The organism is Dyadobacter sp. CY312, from assembly GCF_021390535.1.
GTDB lineage: Bacteria > Bacteroidota > Bacteroidia > Cytophagales > Spirosomataceae > Dyadobacter.
The window spans coordinates 195803-216822 of record NZ_JAJUXG010000007.1; the positions used below are offsets into that span (position 1 = coordinate 195803).

Here is a 21020-nt window from a genome sequence, read left to right on the forward strand (position 1 = left end):
TCAAAACTAGCAATGTGCCAAACCTAAAAACATGACTTAGGTCAGCTTAAAAACTTACTGTTGTGGGCGTGGAAGTGGCTTGTTGCAGTAAATAGCAGGCAAAACAAAAATACCTGAATCAGTATATGCTGATCAGCAAAAATGATTTCCTACTCGGAATCAGAAGCTTATTGTGTACTCCCAAAGAGAATGAATGCTTACTTTCCATGGCAGATCGTAATTCGGTCGGCCTTTGCGGAAGTATTCGCGGGATATTGAATTAAAAGCCCACGGGCAACCAGCCATATTCCTGCGACCGCCATCACGATGGGGGTCAGTTTACGAATGCGTGTACGAAGGTTGGGCGTGAACCATTGTTTAAAAAAACCAACAGCCATCATCATTGGAAGTGTTCCTATTCCGAAAAGTAACATGTACAATCCGCTGCCTGCCATGCTTCCCGTAACCATGGAACTGATCAGTGCCAGATACACCATACCACATGGAAGCAAACCGTTGAAAATTCCAAGCAGCAGCCAGCCGTGCATTTTTCGGCTCCTTAGCATTTCGCCCATTTTTTTTCTGACAAAGTTGACTGCACGTTGCCAGAATAGGGGAGTGTGGAAGTATGTGTCGAGCCTGGCTGGCCAGAAAACATAAGCCAGCATAAGTATTCCTGCAAAAACAGATAGGTATCGTAAATAGCCAATCCAGGCGAGAGATGAACCTATGGAGCCAATGAGCAGACCAAGAATTCCATAAGTGAAGGCGCGACCGGAATTATAAATGGTTAGTCCTGCGAGTTGTTGTAACCGGTTTCCTTTCTGAACGGGCAATGCAAGAGCAATGGGTCCGCACATGCCAATACAATGGAAGCTGCTCATGAGCCCCATTGTAAGTGCCAGATATGGAAGAAAGGTGATCATCGGGAAATTTAACGGCCTTCCATTACAATTACATCTTCATTCCAATACGTATCCGTTCCGTTTTTCCAGTCAATTTGGAGACGGTAACGCCCGTTATGAATTTTTGATGCAGGAATAAATTGTTGTTTATCCTGATTTACAATGACAAAACTGCGGTCATTCTTTTCATTGGAAGGACAATACAGATTGATTGTTCCTGTAACATTTCCGGCATTTTCCGGATACTGAATCGTCAGACCTTCTTCATTTACCTGCCAGGATAGCGGTTCATAGAGTTCTTTTGCACGATTGGTTTTGTTAAGTTTTTCCTGAAATTTCGTTTCCTCTTCGTAATAATGATCCGTAACCAGATCAATCTTCTGACTCGCACTCATACCTACCAGCACCAGTATTCCGGCTACAAAGCTCAGATACAGAGTGGTTATTCCGGCTCCCCAATTGAATTTCATAATGATGATGGATATAAAGCTGTTGGCTATTAGCTTTTAGTGATTGGCCGTTAGCTTTTAGTTAATATGGATTAAACTTCGTTTGTTGCAATTTCGGCGGATAACACTGTTTCTTTAAACTGAAAACTGTTAACTGAACTCTAGTAAGCCGGTGCCATAAAGGTCGTTTCAAAGGTTTCGAGTTTTTCTTTTCCCTGATACACCGACAGTTTTAGTTTCGTTTTTCTGCTTTTTAATTCCGCTTTTGGTATGGTGATAAACAGCGTTCCATCTGACATTCCGGCTCCGTTGAGTGTCAAATCAGGTGTTCCTGCAAAAACGAGCTTACCCTGAGAATTGTCTAAAACAAGAGTGGGCCGTACGACATGATTGGTTTTATTGAATATCTTAAAAGTGTAAAGATTACTCACAGAGCCATCCTTGTTCTCAATGTATTGGCTTCCCGGAGCACGGAACAGCGTAGTCTGGGTGTCTGTGCGCGACAAGATCATAAAGCCGGAAACCGACCAGAGTAATACCAGCACTACGATGTACCCAATTACCCTTGGTGTGATCAGCTTGTTGGTTTTGTTAACGATGGCATTTTCGGATGTGTAACGGATCAAACCGTGATCAAAACCTACTTTATCCATAATAGAATCGCAGGCGTCTATACAAGCTGTACAGTTCACACATTCCATTTGCATTCCGTTTCGGATGTCAATTCCGGTTGGGCAAACTGCCACGCACTGATGGCAATTGATGCAGTCACCTTCGTTTCGGTCTTTACCTTTGTGCAGCTTGCCACGAGGCTCGCCGCGTTTGTAATCGTAAGCCACCACAATAGAATTACGATCCATCAAAACTCCCTGCAAACGTCCGTATGGACACACAACCGTGCAAGCCTGATCACGTAACCATGCAAAATTGAAATAGAAAATCGCAGTGAAGGCCACGATACCACCAAAAAGTGGCAGGTGATCGCTGATTGGCTCACTGATGATTTTGCCAACTTCATCTACACCGATTACGTAAGACAAAAGCAGATTTGCAATCAGGAAAGAAACGGTGAGAAACAGGGTATACTTCAAACCCTTTTTTATGATTTTATCACTATTCCATGGAGCTTTGTTTAGTGATTTTTGTTTTCCTGCGTCACCCTCAATGGCGTATTCGATTTTCCTGAAAACCATTTCCATAAATACCGTTTGCGGGCAAGCCCAGCCACACCACAAACGACCAAAAATGGTGGTGAAAAGCACAATAAATACCATGAACGAGAGCATCAGGAGACCGAAAAGCCAGTAATCCTGCGGACCGATGAAGATGCCGAAAATGATGAATTTTCGTTCCAGAACATTGAACAGCAATAATGGCTGTCCGTTGTATTTCAGAAATGGCGTTACGAAGAGTAATGCTAATATCAATACCGTAAACCATACGCGTCTGTTGTGCCAGTTGCCTTTTGGTTTTTGCGGATAAAACCAGTTTCTTTTCCCATCCTCGCTCACACCGCTGAAATGATCGCGGAAGTATTCGTCCTGCTCCGGAATATCAAAGGTTTTCATTGATAATGCATTTTAATGTTTCAGACAAAGTCCGGATGATAATCCTGGATCCAGAACTTTACCTGAGTGAATTTATTTGGCAGCCACTTTATCTTCCACCAATTCACCCTGAGGTTCTTTTGGATTGGCAGGTTTGGTGCCTTTTATCGAGAGTACAAAACTTGCTACTTTCTGAATATCAGTTGGTGAGAGCTGCTTCTCCCAGGAAATCATTCCCTTTTCGGGAACACCGTATTTGATTACTTTAAAAAGGTCGTTGATACTTCCGCCATGCAGCCAATATGCATCTGTTAAGTTTGGTCCCACAGTACCTCCACCGTCCGGACCGTGGCAGGCTGCACATTTTTCGGTGAACAGCGCTTGTCCCTGACCTATTGAAGCGTCATCTGTAAGTTCGGTCACCGAATTTTCGTCCATGCTGGCACCTACTTTTTCAATATAGGCTTTCTTCTCAATCTCCGCCTGGGCGATATCTTTTTCGAGTTCGGCTATTTGCATGTCTCCAAATCCGCCAAAGTAGTAAGCTGAATAGCCGATTGCAATTACAATGGTTGATACAAAAAGCGATTGGAGCCAGGGTGGCATACGGTTATCAAGTTCCTGAATACCATCGTAGTCGTGTCCTTCGATCAGAATTTGCTGTTCGTCTTTGATCGCAATACCCATCCCGGCGAATTTCTTCCACCAGTGCTCGCTGAAGAGCGCCTTGGATTCGCCTTCGGTGGTAGTCATTTGTCTTAGTAGGCTCAGTGCATTCACCAGCAAAATCACCACCAGCACAGCGACAAAGAATAGTACGCCAAGCAGGATATACAAAAGCAGATCGGTGCCTGTAATAGCTCTCACAGGTGCTTCATCTTGCGCAAATGCAGAAAATGAAACAAAAAACAGCATTAGCACAGACAGTACTCCTTTCTTTACTACACCATCGTTGAGCGGCAGACTGCTCATATTTTTAAGTGATTTTTTATCAATCCTGAAAACAAAAACCAGGAGGGATATAAAGAATCCAAAAAATATGATCAGCGAAATCAGAGGGAAGATCTCAATCCCCACAATGTTTTCAAGATATGTTCGAAATTTCATGATGATAGTTTAAAATGATAATGACAGATGATTTTTTATTGTTTGTCTGTCTTGATATCGGTTCCCAATCTTTGCAGATAGGCAATCAATGCGATAATTTCCTTGTTTTCGCTGGTTTTGATTCCACTCTGTTTCAGTCGTCCCTGAATCTCTTTTGCCTGTCGGGTCAGGTCCGCATTGGCGACTTTATCATAATCCTTTTCGTAGGGCACACCAAGCGTTTGCATCGCACGAATTTTCGCGGCGGTATTGCTCGTATCCAGGTCGTCTTCAAGAAGCCAGCCATATCTTGGCATGATCGATCCCGGCGACATACTTGTCGGATCTTCCATGTGGTTGTAATGCCATGAGTCAGGATATTTACCCCCAACACGATGCACATCCGGTCCGGTACGCTTGGATCCCCATTGGTGCGGGAAGTCGTATACAAACTCACCTGATTTGGAATACTCGCCATAACGCTCTATTTCAGCACGGAATGGTCTTATCATTTGGGTATGACAAACGTAACATCCTTCCCGAACGTAAATATCGCGTCCCTGTAATTCGAGCGGGGTGTATGGCTTCACAGCTGCAATAGTCGGTACATTGGATTTGATCATAAAAGTTGGAATCATTTCGATCATACCACCAATGGCTACGGCGATCAATGCGAAAATTGTAAGTGCCAGAGGTTTGCGTTCGAAAATTCTGCGGTGCCAGTATTCGTTTTTAGATGCATGCCAGATTGCACTCAAAGGCATTGCTTTTGCGGTTTCGGTTGGTACCAGTTTGCCTTTTAGAGCAGTCATCCAGAGATTGTAGATCATCACTACAAATCCGATCAGGTACAATGTACCACCAACACTTCTCAGGAAATAAAGTGGTGCAAGCTGGGTAACGGTTTCAAGGAAATTGGGATATTTCAGCAGACCTTCCTGAGTGAATTCCTGCCACATAGAGCTTTGTACCCATCCTGCCCAATACATTGGAACGGTATAAAATATGATACCCAATGTGCCGATCCAGAAGTGGAAATTGGCTGCTTTTTGAGAGTATAACGGACGGTTGTAAAGACGTGGAAACAGCCAGTAAAGCAATCCGAAAGTTAAGAAACCATTCCAGCCGAGGGCACCAACGTGCACGTGAGCAACGATCCAGTCGGTATAATGTGCAATGGCATTTACATTTTTGAAAGAAAGCATTGGACCTTCAAACGTAGCCATACCATAAGCCGTAATGGCTACAACAAAGAATTTTAAAACGACATCTTCACGAACCCGGTCCCATGCACCGCGAAGGGTCATAAGTCCGTTGATCATCCCGCCCCATGATGGTGCAATAAGCATAACGGAGAAAACGGTTCCCAGCGTTTGAGCCCATTCGGGCAGAGATGTGTATAACAAATGGTGAGGTCCGGCCCAGATGTACAGAAAGATAAGTGCCCAGAAATGGACAATGGATAACCGGTATGAATAAATTGGACGGTTGGCTGCTTTGGGAAGGAAGTAGTACATCAAACCCAGATACGGTGTTGTAAGGAAGAAGGCCACAGCATTGTGTCCATACCACCACTGCACGAGGGCATCCTGCACACCTGCATAAACCGAGTAGCTTTTGAATAATGAAATTGGGAGGGCAATACTGTTCACAACGTGTAACATGGCCACTGTTACAAACGACGCAATGTAAAACCAAACAGCCGCGTAAATATGTTCGGTACGGCGGTTGATGGTGGTCATCACAAGGTTGATTAATGCCGATACCCAAACCACAGCAATGGCAATGTCAATCGGCCATTCAAGTTCTGCGTATTCTTTGGAGGTTGTAAGTCCCATTGGAAGGGTGATCGCCGCTGCCAGAATGATGAACTGCCATGCCCAGAAATGGAAACGACTCAGAACCGGGCTCCACATGGGTGCCCGCAAAACACGCGGTGCAGAGTAATACAGACCAGTGAAAAATCCATTACCAACGAATGCAAAAATGACAGCATTGGTGTGAAGGGGTCTTATCCGGCTAAAAGTGAGATAGGGAATATCCATGTTCAGGTCGGGGAAAACGAGCTGGAGTGCGGCAAGCAGACCGACAAGCATTCCGATTAACCCGAACAGAATTGTTGCAATAGCAAAATTTCGTACGATGCGGTTATCATATTGAAACTCGTCCAGCTCGACAGATGCAATACCCGGATGTGGAAGGTTTGACATAAGTTAATAGAATTTGGTGAATACAGTATTAATTGGTTGGTTGTTCCGTAGTGGTATCGTCAAGCAGTATGCGTACCGATGGTGTATAGTCGTCATCAAAATGCCCTTTTTTAACCGACCACATAAATGCGCTTAAAAAGCCGACAGCGATGATGAGGCTGATGGTGATCATGATATAAAATGCGCCCATGGTTGGCTGGGGTTAAGTTTTATTGATAGGTCAAAACTACCGGGTTACTGTCGGTGGAACGATGACACAGGTTATGGTTTCAATATGACATTGATCAGTTTTTGATCCACTTTCGTGCTGCTAAGTTGCTGGCGAGCGTTGTGAAGGCCACAATGGTAATAGAACTGACGGGCATCAGGATCGCGGCAATTACAGGTGATAAATTTCCGGTGACGGCAAAGGCTAGTCCGGCAATGTTGTAAAACAATGAGATTCCAAAACTTAGCTTAATAATCTGCTGCCCTGATTTGGCCAGTTTCATATAAGCTGGCAACTTCGCAAGCTGGTTCCCTTCCACAATGGCGTCGCACGAAGGGGAGAAATTATTGATGTCGTCGGATACGGCAAGTCCCACATTGCTTTGGCGTAAAGCACCTGCGTCATTCAGTCCATCTCCAACCATGAGTACATTGCGGTATTCGGTTTGTTGCAGATTCTCAATAAAACGCAGTTTTTCTTCCGGTTTTTGTTCAAACAAAAGACTTGATCCGTCGCCGAAAACGGGAGTTAACAAAGCTTTGTCAGTAGGTTTGTCTCCTGATAAAAGGTAAGTATGGTAACCATTTTTTTGTAGTGCTTTTATGGTTTCGGCTAGTTCGGGTCGGTATTTGCTTTTTACTGTGAAGTAACCGTAAACTTCATTTTCGACAGAGAAATACACATGAGATGCATCGCTTTTTTCTTCGGTTGATACCGTTGCACCTACCCATTTTGAAGAACCAAGTCTAACCTCTTTTTTGCCCCAATATGCGCTGATGCCTGCTCCGCCGGTCTCGGTGTAATTGCCCAGGCTGCGTTTGCTTGCAGTTGTATCGGCTAGTTTTTTTACGATCATTCTGCTCAGCGGGTGCGACGACTGCATGGAGATTGACTTCACCATCACCAGTTCTTCGGTAGATAATTCCTTTCCTACAAAATCAACCTCGGCTTCGTTTGCCTGCGTAATGGTGCCTGTTTTATCAAACACGACTGTGTCTATATGCGAAAGCCGTTCTATGGTATGTGCATTTTTTGGGTAAAATCTGTTCTTGCCAAAAAGTGCGAGCAGGTTTCCGTTTGTGAATGTAGAGGAGAGAAGCAGTGCGCACGGACAGGCAACCAGCAAACTTGTAGTAAATGCCCGAAAGGCAGTTTCCGGGTTGTGAAGAAAGATGATCCAGGTCAAAAATGTAACCGTGGCAATGATCAGTACGATCACCGAAAAGTACTTATTGATGCGAGCCGCGAGCGTCTGGTTTTGATCTTCCTTTTCCTTGGAAAATGTATCGTGGTTCCATAGTTGAGTAAGGTAACTTTGCGAAACCCGTCGCAATACTTCCAGCTCAATGGATGGTCCTTTTTGTTTTCCGCCTGCATAAATGGTATCTCCTTTTTTTCTTTCAACAGGTTCAGATTCACCCGATACAAAGCTATAATCTACCATTGCCCGAGGACTAAGCAGGACGGAGTCGGCGGGAATAAGTTCTTCATTCCGAACCAGAATCTGATCACCGGTAGTTAATTCTGTAATGGGCTTGCGGGTCTCAACGCCGTCATCGACAACGGAAACAGCCACCGGGAAATAGGATTTATAGTCTCTGTCAAACGAAATTCCTGCATAGGTTTTGTCCTGAAAATACCGGCCTATCAGCATAAAAAATACGGCACCGCTGAGTGAATCCAGATATCCGGGACCCGTTTCTGTGAAAATCTGATACAAACTGATCAGGAAAATACAGGTCAGAGCGAGTGCGATCGGAGCGTCAATATTGAGATATCTGCCCTTTAAAGCTCCCCAGGCAGACTTGAAAAAATCGGAAGCACAATAGAAAAAAAACGGTAGACTGAAAGCGATATTGAGCATGTTAAACAAGAATCTCAGATCGCTGTCCGAAGAAGAATCGCCCAGATTGAAATACTCCGGGAAGCTCAGCATCATAATGTTCCCGAATACAAATCCTGCTATACCGATCTTGTATAAATGTGTACGGTTCCACTTTTTGATCTGTTTTCCTTCCACATCATTGAGGCTGATGTAAGGCTCGTAACCAAGGCTGGAAATGAGTGAAGCCAGTTCACTAAGTCTGATCTGTCCGGCGTCGTAAGTTATACGTACTTTCTTTTCAGGGAAATTGACAACAGAACTTCTTATGGCAGGGTTGAGCCTATAAAGTTGTTCGAGTAGCCAGATACAGGAACTGCAATGCATTTTGGGAACAAGCCAGTTTACACTGGAAAGGCGTCCGTCGGTGAATTCGAGTAACTTTTGTGAAACTTCGGGCAAATCCAGATAATCATATTTGCCCTGGAAATAAGCTTTGTCGGGTGATATTCCCTGAGCTCCGTCGATGTTGTAATACCGGCAAAGGTCATTTTCTTTGAGCAGGTCATAAACAACCGAACAGCCATCGCAGCAGAATTCATGGCCATCCTGCTCAATGATCTCATCCCGGCATTCTTCTCCACAATGGTAACAGGTTGTATGGGTAGGAGTTTCTTCTTCAACTGCAAGTTTGTTCGCGCTCATGGCTCTACTCTTATTGTGATATCACCCGATGGTTTCCAGTGATGAAATGCAGCTTGACACGTATGTAAAACTGTGATTCAAAATTGGGAGAATTGGACGGGAGAGAAGATGACGGAAGCGGGTGACCAAGTATGACTTTGGTCAGGAATTGAGATGGTGTTCTGAAATTTTGAGACAACAAAAAAAGCCAAAAGGTGCGAAACCTTCTGGCTTGATCTATTTCTTATGGCTAATAGAAAATTATCTACCTTTTATTCAACATCTGTGGAATACCGATTTTACGGTTCGAAGCTGCCGTACTGTCAACACCTAGATTTTTTAGTATCTCCGAAGTAAGCGTGGAAGTCGTATCTTTTGCATACAAAACGACCGGCCACAGGTCACCGCCATCAGGGTTCAGATCCATGCGGAGTAGAAAAGCATAGCCATTTTTTCTTCCTGCAAACACAATGGCGTCATTCACTTTTTGCTTGATGGGTGTAAATTTTTTGCTGAAATAATTACGGAGTTCAGTCATGGAGTTGTTCTGAAACTCTTCATATGATGATTTCAGGTTTTCGAGTTCAGCCGCTTTGTCTTTCAGGATTGCCTCGCTTGTTTGTGCAGAAGCAAGTTTTTCGAATGCTGCTCTTTTGCTTTCGAAGTCGTCGAATTTGCTTTTCAGAATCTTGTCGTACTGAACACTTTTTTCAGTGATTTCTTCATTCAGCTTTTTGAATTCCGGCATGTTCGAGAGGATAAACTGTTGGTCAACATGACCAATCTTCATGTCCTGTGCCTGACTTTCAATAGCACAAAAAGCTAAAATAGCGAAAGTGAAAAGGGAAGAAATTGTTTTCATCTTGTCTGAATGGGTTAAAGAGTGGATAACTTCAAACCCAACGCAACTGTCTGATTTCTATTGTGTTAAAAAATGTTAAAAGGTTGTTCCGCTTGTGGTTAGCATTATTCCACAAATGCAATGCATTCCACAGATATCAGGATGCCTGCGGGAAAGGGCATAACCTGGGGTGTGCTTCTGGCAGGAGCATTTTCCGGGAAAATCTCTCCATAGACTTTATTCAAAATAGCGAAGTCGTTTCCTGTAACCATAAATACAGTTGTTTTTACAATTTTGTCCAGACCGCTTCCAAGTTCTTCCAGAATTGTTTGTATGTTTCTAAACGACTGGGTTGCTTGTTTCTCAAAGTCGTCGTCTAGTTTTCCAGTAGCCGGGTTGACGCCGGTGGTACCTGAAATAAATATAAAACCCCCGGCAACAACCGCTTGTGGAAACACTTCGGTCATTCGGGGTATTTTAGATGTATTGAAATTCTTCCTGTTTGTCATGTTAATTTTTTGGTTAAAACACCCTTACAAACTTCTAAACCCGACTTACTAATCGTCGTTACGTCTTTCTTTTCTTCTTCCTGGCCGAAGGAAACAATACATTATTCAGTATGAGCCGATAACCCGGAGAATTAGGATAAAGATTGAGATCCGTGGGCATTCGGCGTCCGCCGCCTCTTCCCTCCGGATCGTGGCCGCCGTAGAAAGTCCATTGCCCGCGGCCCATTTCACCATAAATGTAACGGTCCGACTGGCTGCTTGTTCCCATAACCAGCGCGCTTGGTTTTACTGTGTTTTTAGAGAATGCAGTAGTTTGTCCAAAAAATTCTCTCACCAGATTTTCATGATTCTGCACCAACATGGCAGGAATTACGTCCCATTTTGCTGAGAAGTCGAAAAGGGAAAAATAAGCTTCGTTGCTGCCATAGCCGCGGAAGCGTCCAGCCGAGGAATTGATATCCGAAAACCCCATTCCCTCGTAATCGTCCAGCTGTAATTTAAAATTTTGGAAGGCAAAGGTTTTGTCGAAATCGAGCCGGGATTGTGCGTCGGGATCAACACCATCGCCATCGAAATTGTCAACAATGTCGATTCCTTCGGCGGCAAGGGCAATATCAAAAGTTTCAGCTCCCGAGCACATTGCGAACAAAAAGCCGCCGCCGGCACAAAACTCCTTGATGAGCTTGGCAACTGCAAGTTTCATTTTAGACACTTTTGAATAACCAAACCGATCTGCTATGGCTTCCTGTGCTTTGATGTCTGCCGGAGAAGTTCGGCGAATACTGCGGCCAAACTGACCAGTGAAATCTTCGTGATGCAGATGCAGCCAGTCGTACCTGGGCAGATCGCCTTTTAGTATTTCCTCATCGTAAATAACCTCGAATGGTATTTCTGCATATTTCAGCACCAACAGCACGGCATCGGTATCTTCAAATTCAGCTGGGCTTATTTTCACAGGAGAATACACCGCTATTTTCGCTGCTTTGTGAAGTTTCACCACGTCCATGTTTACATCCGGTTTTTGGATTTCGTTCAGTATCTGTTGATTTTGAGCGTTTGATATGATCTCGTAAGACACCGCCCGTAACTTGCATTCATTTTCGATGCTTTTGCTGTACTGCACCATAAAACTGCCGCCCCGATAATTCAGCAGCCAGTCAACATCCAGATCACCTTTCAGCAACATGTAGGAAAGTCCATAAGCTTTGAGATGATTGCTTTGGGTATTGTCCATCGGGATCAGTAGAAAGTTGGCGAAGCAACTCTGGGTGGACAAAATGAAAAGTGATAAGATAAACCTGATCATCATACAACAGCCGGTTTGAAATTGCAGGAATTATGGGGGGAGGGGATCAATAAAATCAATTAAATTTATTAATTATTCGTTTGATAATGAAGTTTTTGTAAAAGATAAAATCGATTTTTTATTCGTGCTCATTCGTAAATTCGTGGCAGTTTTTTTCTGGATAACTTACTGATCAGGATAAAGCTTAATTTTGTTAACACCATCATAAACTGATATTTAATGACAGAAATAGAGATGTTGGGCGCGGTTATGAAGCAATTCGCCGGAATGGAGCAGGAAGCGTTTGCCTTATCGCATCCGTTTTGGCAAAAGAAAACTTACAAAAAAGGAGAGTTTTACAACGAATATAAAAACGTTTGTAAACACCTTGGGTTTATTCTGAATGGTGTTTTTCGTACCTATTATACTGATTCGGAAGAAGAAAAAAATGTTTTCTTTTTCTCACAAAATCAGATAGTTGTATCCTACAAGAGTTTCGTGACACAAACCCCGTGCAATTATTACACGGAGTCAATGACGGAAGCAACGATACTGTACATCCACTATGACCACCTCCAAAAGCTATACAGACAGTCGCAGCAGTGGGAGAAGTTTGGCAGGCTGGTGGCTGAAACCGCTTTCGACATCGCTATGACACGGGCAGAACATTTCCTCTTCCTGACACCCGAACAGCGATACCTGGATCTGCTTGAAAAACATCCCGACATCTTTAACAACGTTCCTCTATACCACATCGCTTCGTATCTGGGCATTCAGGGGCCGTCGTTAAGCCGGATCCGTAAACGGATGAGTAAGAGTTAACTAAACCGAATCGTATGTTTGAAGGGCGTGAATCCTGTAAGGAATACGGTGGGAGCATCCATTGGTGGCAGTGCACCTCTTAGTGCAATGTTTTTATGAAGGCCTGTTCCCGGACCGAAAGAGATCGTATCACTTCCGAAAGTGTAAGTTCCGGTACCTTCTTTTAAAATCCATGAGTCTTTGGAACCATCTACTTTTACCACACCTTTGAGTTCGCCGCCGGGTCTGAAAATCAGTTCCAGAGCAGCAGGTACGCGTTCCGTTCCATTCGTAATCACTTCGATTTCCATTCCTTCTTTCGTTTCCTTTATGCGGATGTTGGTTTCAAGGAGCTGCACTTCACTCTGCGGACGATTTACTTTTGGCATTTTTTCCCAGTCTCCGCCCGGATCAATAGCATCCTTCGGATAAGGTTGCCAGTATGGACCTTCCAGCTTTTGCGTCAGTTCGTATACATTTCCGTTCACCTTCACTTCGTCTGACTGGAATTGTCCTTTACCGAAGAAAGAAGATGCAAATCGCACGCCCTGAAGTACCGCGTTTCCTTTCATGAATGTGAACCACACGGGGTTTTTGGCGATCAGAGTTGCATCTCTGCGATTTCTTCTGATGCGCACCAGTCCGGAATATGGGAATGCCTTAACATAACTCAGCGGCAATGCGGCAGGAGGAGGAAGCGGTTCCCACAAAGTGGAGTCTGTTAAATAGTAGTCGAGAAAATAACCGATTTTATTTCCGGCTGTCTCCTCAATCAATCTGCACATCGCTGCGTATGTTTGATTTTTGTCAAGAAGCGCAAGGTACCGATATGGGTAATAGTAATTTTCGAGTGTGCCAATCAAAGCTTTATCCTGCCTTCCAGACGCGTCGGTGACGATTTCACCGTTCGGATGCACATAATAAAGTGTCATATTCAGGTTTTTTCGGACGTGTTCAAGCAGTTCGGGTTTATTAAGTCCCGCAGCAATGGTTATCAGCAGGCGGTCTGTCAGCGAAGAATATATGAAAGTACTTTTCTCATTGTACTGTCCGTCGGCGTCTATGTCAATGTTTTCTCCCAGCCATTCATTTATTCTGTCTACATATCGGGTGTCGGGCCAAAGCCCGTTCAGTTTGGTAAGAGCAGCGGATACCACCCACCGGTGATTTGGCGTGTGTACGCCGCCAACAATAAGCGCTTCACCAGCATTGAGCAGAAATTTTTTCAGTGGACCAAGTACAGTATTGGCTTCTGCCGCCTGCGATCTCTCCGTCAGCACATAAGCCATGGTAAGGCGTTTTACCAAAAAACCGGTGTCAGGCGTAGAGTGAAAATTGGTGGAAAGTAAATCAATGGTCCCGTCGCTGTGCTGAATTTTCAACAAATACAAAGCTGCCAGCTTCATTCTTTCAAGCAATTCGGCAGACTGATAGTATTTTGAATCAGGCGAGAATACGGCAACGCCGCCGGCTTGTATGATCGCGGAAGTACTCTGAGGATTTAAAATATCAAAAGAGTCAGGCACTCCGCCGAGGTCTGGACTGGCCGGATTCTGAACCTGAATTTTCAACAAATTATCGAGTCCGGTGTCGTTGCGTTTCACAAGCTCGACAATCCAGGGAGGCATTGTTGAAATATATTTATTGTCGAATGCAAAAACAGAAGAGGTCAAAACGGGAAGGGCGCATAGCGAAGTGCCGCCGATATTAATGAATGTTCTTCTTTTCATGAATGGGCTTTTTTACTTTTTAAAGTAAAAAGAAGAAGCATCCGGAACGCTACTTATACCGAAAGTAAGTTTCGGTTATATCAGCGATCAGATTTGATCAACTCGCGCAACTGCTTGAATATCCAGAAAATTGCCATAAATGGAAAGGTTATCGCCGCAGCTACAATTGCTGCAACCGCCATTATTGCCGCAACAATTGATCTTAAAAAGAAATCAAAAATTTTATTCATTAAGAAATATGGAGGTTCGGCAACCATACGATTTGAATAATAAAGATTTAAATAAAGACGATCGTTGAGCTTTGGTATGATCTTTTACCTGTTTCTTATAATTGCATCAATATATTATTGAACTAAAATCATAAATCATGGAAAATCTCACAAAGATCACATATAATATTGGGAAATTTTGGTTGGCAATCGTGTTATTCATTGCCATGATCATTTCTACCATTGTTTCCTTACCGTTTGTACTGATAGGAAAAGCCATGGATATGTGGCATACTCATAAATTAGGAACGAGTAAAAACCCCATTTCTGATTTGTATGGCTAATTAAACAGCACTAAGTCAGGATTATTGATCATACCCACCAACAGTCGTGTTCTGTCGTTGGGTATTTTTTTTGCATCTTCTTGGATGTAATTAATTTTTTGTATTTACTTTGTAATTCAAAGTACTTTTTATTTATGTCGTTAAAGTATAGTTACCTGATAATGGCAGTATTGCTTTTTCTGGCGGAAATAGTAATCGCTGTGTTTGCGCATGACAGTATCATTCGTCCCTACGGAGGTGATTTTCTGGTTGTTATTTTTCTGTATTGCCTGATGAGAGCCTTGACAAATGCAAGTGCGTGGAAGGTGGCAACAGGGGTTTTACTTTTCGCTTATCTGGTTGAGGTCGCTCAATATCTGCAACTTATAAATATGACAGGCTTGCAAAATAACAAGGTTGCGAGAATTATTTTGGGAACGAGTTTCGAATGGGGTGATATGCTTGCCTCCACGCTGGGAATTGTAGTTGTGTTGTTAGTTGAAAATAGAAAACGAATTTTTGCTTTATGAAATATTTTGTCAAAGAAGGTTCTGTGGTGAGGGAGATCTGGGGAAAAGCCGATACCATCCTTTTCATTTTTGCGGGTGCATCGGCCGAATTTGCTTTGAATAAAGCGGTGGATTGGCTCTACTTTACAGGAAAGCTTCCGGCAGATCCGTTGGGAAGGCTGTTTTCTACCGTGGCTTATGCAAGGCAGATCGTGTTCGCTGAATATGATGACGCATTGCGTTCGATAGATAAAATTGCTGCCATTCACAAAGGTGTGGAGCATTCAAGAGGAAGCCGCATTCCTGATTGGGCTTATCGGGACGTGTTGTTTATGCTGATCGACTATTCGATCCGGTCATTTGAAGTTTTGGAAAGAAAATTGACCGAGAAAGAGAAGCGGGAAATATTCGAAACGTTTTATCAGGTAGGTTTCAGAATGGGAATTGCCGGACTTCCGGGAAACTTGCATGACTGGCAAATCATGCGCCAGGAACATTTGAGGGACAATATGATGGCCAGTAACTTCACAGCCGATTTATATAAACAATACAGAAAACACCTGGGGCCTGTTCGTTACTTCATGCTGAAAGAGGTACAGGTAATGGTGGTGCCGCAAAAGGTGATTACGTTGCTCGGTTTGAGGACTTTTTCGTTATTGACACCAGTTCTGGCGTTGTACAAGCTGGTTCGTTCGCTTGGTATTGAAAAGGTATTCAGAAATGCGCTTTTACCTCAGGACTACAAACATCAGGTCATAGAATTGGATCAGCCAGAATTGTCGGTTGCGGGCTAATCCAATTTTCACCACGAATGCACCAATACACCACGAATGATTTATTTGTACTCGTGATTTATCCGTGCATCCGTGGTATAAATTCCTCTTAAAACTGCACCGTATACCTCACAGAAACAGCCCTTCCTGGTAAATTATACCCACGTTTTTCGTAATAATTTTCATCTGTTACATTGTTGACTTTCAATGCTAACTGATGATTTTCTGCCACCTTAAATGACGCAGTGAAATCCATCACCATGTATTTTGGGTATTCAATTTCTGGATTGATCGGGTCGGTGTAATCAATGTCCGTGCGCGTGCCAATTGAGCGGCCTGATAAACGCAGACGAAGCCATCTTAAATTGTCATATTCCAATCCGTAGTTTAATGTGTTTTTGGCAACGTTCTGAATATCTCTGTTGGTGGATGCTCCATCTGTTCCTACAATTAGTTCTTTCGCTTTTAAGATCGAAGTTCCATTCCAGAATACGCGGAGTGAATATTTGTAATTGCTCAATGCTCCAAAATCGTAACTTATTTCAGTTTCCAGTCCGCTAATTTCGGCATCGGCAGCATTTACAAAAGTAGCCCGTGAAATGATTACGTCATTGTTAGGCAAAGGTTCGTTTACCGTTTTGATGATCTTGGCAATGCGGTTATCCACCTTGGTTGAGAAGTATGTTACGTTTGCCGATAAACCTGCTTTTGGTTTGTTGAAACTCAGTCCCAAATCCCAGCTCACGCTACTTTCGTTTTTCAGATCCGGATTCCCGGCTGTTACAGCAATACGTCCTTTTGAATCCCGGATTTCGTTATAGCCGGCCACACTATATGCATCGGTGGTCACAAATGCACGGCCGATTGTTCCTTTTGCGCGAAGGAAAGGAACCAGTTCATAGGTAATTCCCAAACTCGGACTTGTAAATGGATTCGTTTTTTTGCCTGCTTTGTAAGTGGGAAGTAACGCAGTTTCTTTTACATCGAAAGTAATATTGTCGTACCGGATACCTGGCTGAATGGTCAGTCTGTCAAAATTCAAAAGTACCTGAGTGAAGAATGCCGAAGAAATAATGGCATATTCAGGTTGGGTTGGCGCACGTTCCGTGGTATCATTCGTCCAGCGGCGACTGTTTGTGGAAGCGTTCAAATAGTCGTATCCCAGAATCACAGAATGCCGTCCAACCTTCCAAACATCTTTCACCTGAATCCCTTTCCAGGCATTGTGTCCTTGCGCCGAACGGAAAGGAATTACAGGTTTGCCGGACACGTTGAGGGTATAATTTTTAGTATTTTCCTCTGATCCGAATACTTTCAAACTTGGGCTGTGGTTGCCGATTTCACCCGTTAAGGAAATGTCCAATGCAGCTCGATCTACGTCCTTTGTGCTTGCTTCGGTACTGCCCGATGAAATTTCGCCAGGTGATTCCACATCTTTTGCCTGAAATCTTTCACCACGTACATCAACACGCCATTTCTCAGTCAATTGGTATCCCAAACGCACTGCGCCTGAGAAGTGGTGAAGCTTTGTAAAAGGCCTTCTCAAACCATCATCCTTGCGTTCGTCGACCTGTTCAATGGGTTGAGCTGTGTAGTTTTTCTGTGCTTTCGTGTATCCAAAAGCATCACGAAAAATATTGTCCTTCCCGATTTTGTAGTCTTTCGCTCTTTCAAAATAAGAGAAGGAAAGATCGTAATCCAGCTTTTTGGTCAGGTTTCCGCCAGTGTTTAAGCCTGCCTGCAAAGTTTGAAAACTGCCATATTCAACAAATCCATTTCCCTGCGTTGCTCCTCTCGATTTTTTTGTAATCACATTGATCACACCTCCCATCGCCTGCGAACCGTAAAGCGACGAAGCAGGTCCTTTCAGCACCTCAATGCGTTCAACACCATTCAGGTTGATTTGTGATAAATTGGTAGCACCGGCAGCACGGCCGTCAATAAGTAATAAAGTCCGCTGATTCAACCCTGAAAATTGTGGACGGAAACCTCTGATCCCGATTCCGGATGAAAGGTTTGGATACTGGATCACATCCACAGCAGCCATTTTTCTGACAATATCCGTCAGATCCACAGCCGGAGTCATTTGCATATCCTCCTTGGAAATAAGGTTTATTTTTTGAGCGATGATTTCCTTCTTCGTTTCAAAACGCGTAGCCGTAACAACAACCGGATTGAGCAAATTTTCACGTGCAGAATCGGGAACGCTTTGCTGCGAATAACCCGAAACCGAAAGCAGCGAAAAAGCCGATAGTTTAATGATGAAAATGTTCGGTAAAAGGTAAAATTTCCTTTTCATATGGTTGAATAAAGTAAAAAATGGGAATGTGGGAGTTTTTGGGGATTTTGAATTATCGAAAACAGTTGTCACACGGAGTAACTAGTTTTGGAGCAAACAAGCTCTTTGAAAATAGTACTTTTGCTCCTTTGAATAAGCTAAAATATTTGTCACACTGAGCTTGTCGAAGTGCGGGCAACCAAGTTTAAAATTTGCCAATCAACATTTTGATAATGTATTCATTTCGGAATTATTTTTTTTGTGCCAAAACGATTTAATTAGTCCAATATGAGCACTTGCATGAGCACAGCCACTAATGCTTTGTTAAATTATTGATAGGTAATAAATTATCTTGGTCGCTCGGGCTTCGACTCCGCTCAGCCTGACAAAATCAGTGTCATAATTAACTGTACCGGAAGCCTTACGTATTGTTAAACGAGTGCTTGCTGAGTACCAATTAGTTACTTGTTGACAGGCATAAGAATAACTCACCCCTCAAACGCCTCAAACAAAGTAACCAAACCAATACCAATAGAAAACGCTCCTACGACATAGTTGATAATAGTCAAAAAGGCATCCTTTTTCTGAGCAAAACGGCTGATTGAAAAGGCAAAGAAATATCCGTACGCCGACATGGAAAGGATAATACCTACGCTTTGTATAACGATGATCCAAACGGCGGTTGCAGCGTCACTTGCGGCCAGCGTCAATGCAACGGCACAAGCCCCTCCTGTCCCGGCCAAACCGTGAATCATGCCTACCAAAAATGATTTGCTGAATGTGGTATTGGTTGGTTGTGAGTTGCTTACCGTTTTTGGTTTGAAATTCCTTCGAATCGCAACAATGCCTAGCCAGATCATCAGTGGGCCGATTAACATCTCTACTTTATCAGAGATATTGAGCGAAATAGTCGACTTTAAAAGGAGAACCAGAATGGCAAAAAGAATGAGTGTAAACGAATGACCCAGAGCCCAATGTGAAGACCTCCAGATCAATTTCCAGCGCTGGGAGGCACTTTTCTTTTCATCGGTTGCCAATACAGAAACGGCTGCCACATGGTCGGGCTCAAACGAATGCTGGACGCCGAGTAATAATGAATCTACAAGTAAGAAATTGATCATGTTGGTACAGATAAAAAAATACAACTTGCATTCTGCAAGTGATTAAATTTTTATCCGTAAAGCCAAAGGGAAATGCAGGAGAAGACCATGCAGAATCTACCGGTCCAATACCACTTGCTTTTCTTCCCGAAAGCAAAACGGAAATATGATTGACTGGCAGGTCTTCTGGCTCGTTCAGTTCTGACGCCTTCCCGGAACAATTTTCTCATCGTCCTAGTGACTTTTTGCCAAAACACTTTTTATGAACTTACAGCAGCGGGTACTGCTCCGGATTTACACCGGATTCCCTATTAATCACGCCAAGGCGCGAACCAATGAATGCGCAAAACTAGTGCTTTTTGAAGCAGATGGTATCAGTAGGTTGGGAAAATTCTTTTTGGGGGAGGTTTGTGTGGTTCTCCTGTCTTATTCCAATGTGGGAGTTGTTGACCATTGAAAGACCGGCGAATAGGCAGCCTGTCAATCATATATGTTTTTTCGATCTCCGATGTCTATGACGGAAACGATGAGTTTTCCAGAGTAAATCTCGTATACTATTCTGTAATTCCCAGCTCTTATTCGATATGTGTTGTCGATAGCTTTTAGCTTTTTACAACCTGGCTGAAACGGATCTGTTTCGAGAGAATCAATAGCTTTCTGAATGCGGGTAAAGTCCTGCTTTTGCAAACCACGAAGAAATTTAACGGCAGATTTTGACAATACGACGTTGTATTTCATTCGTCTATACCATGTATTTTGTTTAGCTCAGCTTTAACCTCTTCCCAAGGTACATATTCATCACCTTTTGCGGCTTCAATCGCGATCATATCCAAAATATCTTCAACCAACTCAGAATCAGAAGTGCCATCGATAATAACGCGCTTGATATTACCCTTCGCAGTATATTCGGTTTTTATTCCTGGTAAGTTCATGATTAGATTTTTGTTTAATGTAAAATTAACATAAATATTGAATACACCAGTTCCTGATGTAGGAATGTCAAATCATATGAAGAAAGTTACAGATAGTGAAATTTTTAAGACTATTCTCAAAGTCTTCATAACACAGGTCTTGCTCCGGAGGAGCGTCCTGTTTATAGAAAATCACCATACAAAAACGCATTCCGGCTCCGGAGGAGCCTCCTCTTCAAGCTGATGATTGGATAGATGGAAGACAGGAAACTCCTAGGGAGTTAAATCCTGACTTGTTGAAATTTTGTGCTATAAACAAATGGCTCTTACCGAGCCTTTTCATCAGAAGTAGTTGAATTTGCCGGAATACGTTTACCCTACGAAATTCACCATTCATTGACATTTCCACAACTTATAACCCTACCTTTGCAGCCTGAAAAGTTCTTTACTTTATTTTTCCAACAGAAAAGGGTTTTACCAACCAGTGAATTAATAGGGAATCGTGTGCAAATCACGAACTGTCGCGCAACTGTAAGTAACACCAAAAAGTTTACATCAAAAGATGTCCACTGGGACAACAATGAGAGAATGATTGAATGATAGAATGGAAAACATCGCACCGGCGACCCGGTCACTCATTCTGTAATTCGCTCATTCAAAATTATTCCGGGAAGGACGATGTAAATGTTACAAGTCAGGAGACCTGCCTTTTTTTGTTGACAAATGCTTTCGCGAAATGAAGCTGAGTCTGGTTTGGAATAGTTGGTTTTGAAGTGTTTTGCTTCTGAATCGTCGTGCGCTTACTTTTTTTGTTTGCCGCATTCTGCCCTTATTTTCTTCTTTCTACGTTCGCATGTAAAA

At 43.1% G+C, this 21020-nt stretch carries 20 protein-coding genes and 2 riboswitches; of the genes, 5 read left to right on the plus strand and 15 right to left on the minus strand.

The genetic code is table 11. The features are described from left to right. Window positions 1-197: 197 nt before the first annotated feature. From LZG71_RS10555 to LZG71_RS10600, 10 genes are all read right to left on the minus strand, one after another. Window positions 198-905, minus strand: coding sequence for a sulfite exporter TauE/SafE family protein (locus LZG71_RS10555; protein ID WP_233820197.1), 708 nt, complete (start codon window positions 903-905; stop codon window positions 198-200). Window positions 906-913: 8 nt separating this feature from the next. After that, window positions 914-1354, minus strand: coding sequence for a FixH family protein (locus LZG71_RS10560; RefSeq protein ID WP_233820199.1), 441 nt, complete (start codon window positions 1352-1354; stop codon window positions 914-916). Between the two features lie 140 nt (window positions 1355-1494). Then, window positions 1495-2901 (minus strand): cytochrome c oxidase accessory protein CcoG, encoded by a 1407-nt coding sequence (gene ccoG, locus LZG71_RS10565; protein WP_233820208.1) that lies wholly within the window; start codon window positions 2899-2901, stop codon window positions 1495-1497. Window positions 2902-2973: 72 nt separating this feature from the next. Next, on the minus strand, window positions 2974-3987 hold the full coding sequence (locus LZG71_RS10570) for a cbb3-type cytochrome c oxidase N-terminal domain-containing protein (RefSeq protein WP_233820209.1): 1014 nt from the start codon (window positions 3985-3987) through the stop codon (window positions 2974-2976). A 35-nt stretch (window positions 3988-4022) separates the two neighbouring features. Further along, window positions 4023-6176 (minus strand): cytochrome-c oxidase, cbb3-type subunit I, encoded by a 2154-nt coding sequence (ccoN, locus tag LZG71_RS10575; protein ID WP_233820211.1) that lies wholly within the window; start codon window positions 6174-6176, stop codon window positions 4023-4025. 28 nt (window positions 6177-6204) lie between these two features. Beyond that, window positions 6205-6366 carry a cbb3-type cytochrome oxidase assembly protein CcoS gene (gene ccoS / locus LZG71_RS10580; RefSeq protein ID WP_233820218.1) on the minus strand — a complete coding sequence of 54 codons (162 nt, stop codon included), beginning with the start codon at window positions 6364-6366 and terminating at the stop codon, window positions 6205-6207. 94 nt (window positions 6367-6460) lie between these two features. Beyond that, the gene (locus LZG71_RS10585) at window positions 6461-8911 is read right to left on the minus strand and encodes a heavy metal translocating P-type ATPase metal-binding domain-containing protein (protein ID WP_233820221.1); all 2451 of its coding nucleotides are present in this window, start codon (window positions 8909-8911) and stop codon (window positions 6461-6463) included. 244 nt (window positions 8912-9155) lie between these two features. Further along, entirely contained in the window at window positions 9156-9752 is a 597-nt protein-coding gene (locus LZG71_RS10590; protein WP_233820223.1) for an OmpH family outer membrane protein, read from the minus strand. 104 nt (window positions 9753-9856) lie between these two features. Further along, on the minus strand, window positions 9857-10240 hold the full coding sequence (locus tag LZG71_RS10595) for a RidA family protein (protein WP_233820225.1): 384 nt from the start codon (window positions 10238-10240) through the stop codon (window positions 9857-9859). Window positions 10241-10298: 58 nt separating this feature from the next. Then, the gene (locus tag LZG71_RS10600) at window positions 10299-11546 is read right to left on the minus strand and encodes an asparagine synthetase B (protein WP_233820506.1); all 1248 of its coding nucleotides are present in this window, start codon (window positions 11544-11546) and stop codon (window positions 10299-10301) included. 219 nt (window positions 11547-11765) lie between these two features. Between LZG71_RS10600 and LZG71_RS10605 the strand changes: the two genes are divergently transcribed. Next, a complete protein-coding gene (locus LZG71_RS10605; RefSeq protein WP_233820227.1) occupies window positions 11766-12347 on the plus strand; it encodes a Crp/Fnr family transcriptional regulator in 582 nt (193 codons plus the stop codon). Here the strand turns inward: LZG71_RS10605 and LZG71_RS10610 are convergent. After that, window positions 12344-14056, minus strand: coding sequence for a hypothetical protein (locus LZG71_RS10610; protein WP_233820229.1), 1713 nt, complete (start codon window positions 14054-14056; stop codon window positions 12344-12346). The two genes, LZG71_RS10605 and LZG71_RS10610, sit on opposite strands and share 4 nt — an antisense overlap. Window positions 14057-14170: 114 nt before the next feature. Here LZG71_RS10610 and LZG71_RS10615 point away from each other — a divergent pair, with 114 nt between their 5' ends. From LZG71_RS10615 to LZG71_RS10630, 4 genes are all read left to right on the plus strand, one after another. Beyond that, the gene (locus LZG71_RS10615) at window positions 14171-14326 is read left to right on the plus strand and encodes a hypothetical protein (protein WP_233820231.1); all 156 of its coding nucleotides are present in this window, start codon (window positions 14171-14173) and stop codon (window positions 14324-14326) included. 97 nt (window positions 14327-14423) lie between these two features. Beyond that, window positions 14424-14609: a hypothetical protein gene (locus LZG71_RS10620; RefSeq protein WP_233820232.1), complete on the plus strand. Its 186-nt coding sequence runs from the start codon at window positions 14424-14426 to the stop codon at window positions 14607-14609. Between the two features lie 134 nt (window positions 14610-14743). Further along, a complete protein-coding gene (locus LZG71_RS10625) occupies window positions 14744-15118 on the plus strand; it encodes a DUF2809 domain-containing protein (RefSeq protein ID WP_233820234.1) in 375 nt (124 codons plus the stop codon). Then, entirely contained in the window at window positions 15115-15891 is a 777-nt protein-coding gene (locus LZG71_RS10630) for an oxygenase MpaB family protein (RefSeq protein WP_233820242.1), read from the plus strand. The genes LZG71_RS10625 and LZG71_RS10630 overlap by 4 nt, the downstream gene beginning before the upstream one ends. Window positions 15892-15979: 88 nt before the next feature. Here the strand turns inward: LZG71_RS10630 and LZG71_RS10635 are convergent, their stop codons facing one another. The 4 genes from LZG71_RS10635 to LZG71_RS10650 form a co-directional block, all read right to left on the minus strand. Next, the gene (locus tag LZG71_RS10635; RefSeq protein WP_233820243.1) at window positions 15980-18169 is read right to left on the minus strand and encodes a TonB-dependent siderophore receptor; all 2190 of its coding nucleotides are present in this window, start codon (window positions 18167-18169) and stop codon (window positions 15980-15982) included. Between the two features lie 467 nt (window positions 18170-18636). Further along, complete coding sequence (locus LZG71_RS10640) at window positions 18637-19269, minus strand: cytochrome c biogenesis protein CcdA (RefSeq protein WP_233820244.1); 633 nt, start codon at window positions 19267-19269, stop codon at window positions 18637-18639. Between the two features lie 137 nt (window positions 19270-19406). Next, window positions 19407-19600: riboswitch (cobalamin riboswitch) on the minus strand. A 128-nt stretch (window positions 19601-19728) separates the two neighbouring features. Continuing rightward, complete coding sequence (locus LZG71_RS10645; RefSeq protein ID WP_233820246.1) at window positions 19729-19986, minus strand: type II toxin-antitoxin system RelE/ParE family toxin; 258 nt, start codon at window positions 19984-19986, stop codon at window positions 19729-19731. Then, a complete protein-coding gene (locus LZG71_RS10650) occupies window positions 19983-20180 on the minus strand; it encodes a hypothetical protein (protein WP_233820247.1) in 198 nt (65 codons plus the stop codon). The genes LZG71_RS10645 and LZG71_RS10650 overlap by 4 nt, the downstream gene beginning before the upstream one ends. A 431-nt stretch (window positions 20181-20611) precedes the next feature. Continuing rightward, window positions 20612-20885: riboswitch (cobalamin riboswitch) on the plus strand. Window positions 20886-21020 lie beyond the last annotated feature (135 nt).

What these genes read in the sequence shown, in the direction of transcription:
- LZG71_RS10595 (WP_233820225.1), bottom strand. Translation starts at nt 10,240, where the DNA reads ATGACAAACAGGAAGAATTTCAATACATCTAAAATACCCCGAATGACC.
- LZG71_RS10620 (WP_233820232.1), top strand. Translation starts at nt 14,424, where the DNA reads ATGGAAAATCTCACAAAGATCACATATAATATTGGGAAATTTTGGTTG.
- LZG71_RS10625 (WP_233820234.1), top strand. Translation starts at nt 14,744, where the DNA reads ATGTCGTTAAAGTATAGTTACCTGATAATGGCAGTATTGCTTTTTCTG.
- LZG71_RS10605 (WP_233820227.1), top strand. Translation starts at nt 11,766, where the DNA reads ATGACAGAAATAGAGATGTTGGGCGCGGTTATGAAGCAATTCGCCGGA.
- LZG71_RS10600 (WP_233820506.1), bottom strand. Translation starts at nt 11,546, where the DNA reads ATGATCAGGTTTATCTTATCACTTTTCATTTTGTCCACCCAGAGTTGC.
- LZG71_RS10555 (WP_233820197.1), bottom strand. Translation starts at nt 905, where the DNA reads ATGATCACCTTTCTTCCATATCTGGCACTTACAATGGGGCTCATGAGC.
- LZG71_RS10630 (WP_233820242.1), top strand. Translation starts at nt 15,115, where the DNA reads ATGAAATATTTTGTCAAAGAAGGTTCTGTGGTGAGGGAGATCTGGGGA.
- ccoN (WP_233820211.1), bottom strand. Translation starts at nt 6,176, where the DNA reads ATGTCAAACCTTCCACATCCGGGTATTGCATCTGTCGAGCTGGACGAG.
- LZG71_RS10635 (WP_233820243.1), bottom strand. Translation starts at nt 18,169, where the DNA reads ATGAAAAGGAAATTTTACCTTTTACCGAACATTTTCATCATTAAACTA.
- LZG71_RS10560 (WP_233820199.1), bottom strand. Translation starts at nt 1,354, where the DNA reads ATGAAATTCAATTGGGGAGCCGGAATAACCACTCTGTATCTGAGCTTT.
- LZG71_RS10590 (WP_233820223.1), bottom strand. Translation starts at nt 9,752, where the DNA reads ATGAAAACAATTTCTTCCCTTTTCACTTTCGCTATTTTAGCTTTTTGT.
- LZG71_RS10610 (WP_233820229.1), bottom strand. Translation starts at nt 14,056, where the DNA reads ATGAAAAGAAGAACATTCATTAATATCGGCGGCACTTCGCTATGCGCC.
- LZG71_RS10570 (WP_233820209.1), bottom strand. Translation starts at nt 3,987, where the DNA reads ATGAAATTTCGAACATATCTTGAAAACATTGTGGGGATTGAGATCTTC.
- LZG71_RS10650 (WP_233820247.1), bottom strand. Translation starts at nt 20,180, where the DNA reads ATGAACTTACCAGGAATAAAAACCGAATATACTGCGAAGGGTAATATC.
- ccoG (WP_233820208.1), bottom strand. Translation starts at nt 2,901, where the DNA reads ATGAAAACCTTTGATATTCCGGAGCAGGACGAATACTTCCGCGATCAT.
- ccoS (WP_233820218.1), bottom strand. Translation starts at nt 6,366, where the DNA reads ATGGGCGCATTTTATATCATGATCACCATCAGCCTCATCATCGCTGTC.
- LZG71_RS10640 (WP_233820244.1), bottom strand. Translation starts at nt 19,269, where the DNA reads ATGATCAATTTCTTACTTGTAGATTCATTATTACTCGGCGTCCAGCAT.
- LZG71_RS10585 (WP_233820221.1), bottom strand. Translation starts at nt 8,911, where the DNA reads ATGAGCGCGAACAAACTTGCAGTTGAAGAAGAAACTCCTACCCATACA.
- LZG71_RS10645 (WP_233820246.1), bottom strand. Translation starts at nt 19,986, where the DNA reads ATGAAATACAACGTCGTATTGTCAAAATCTGCCGTTAAATTTCTTCGT.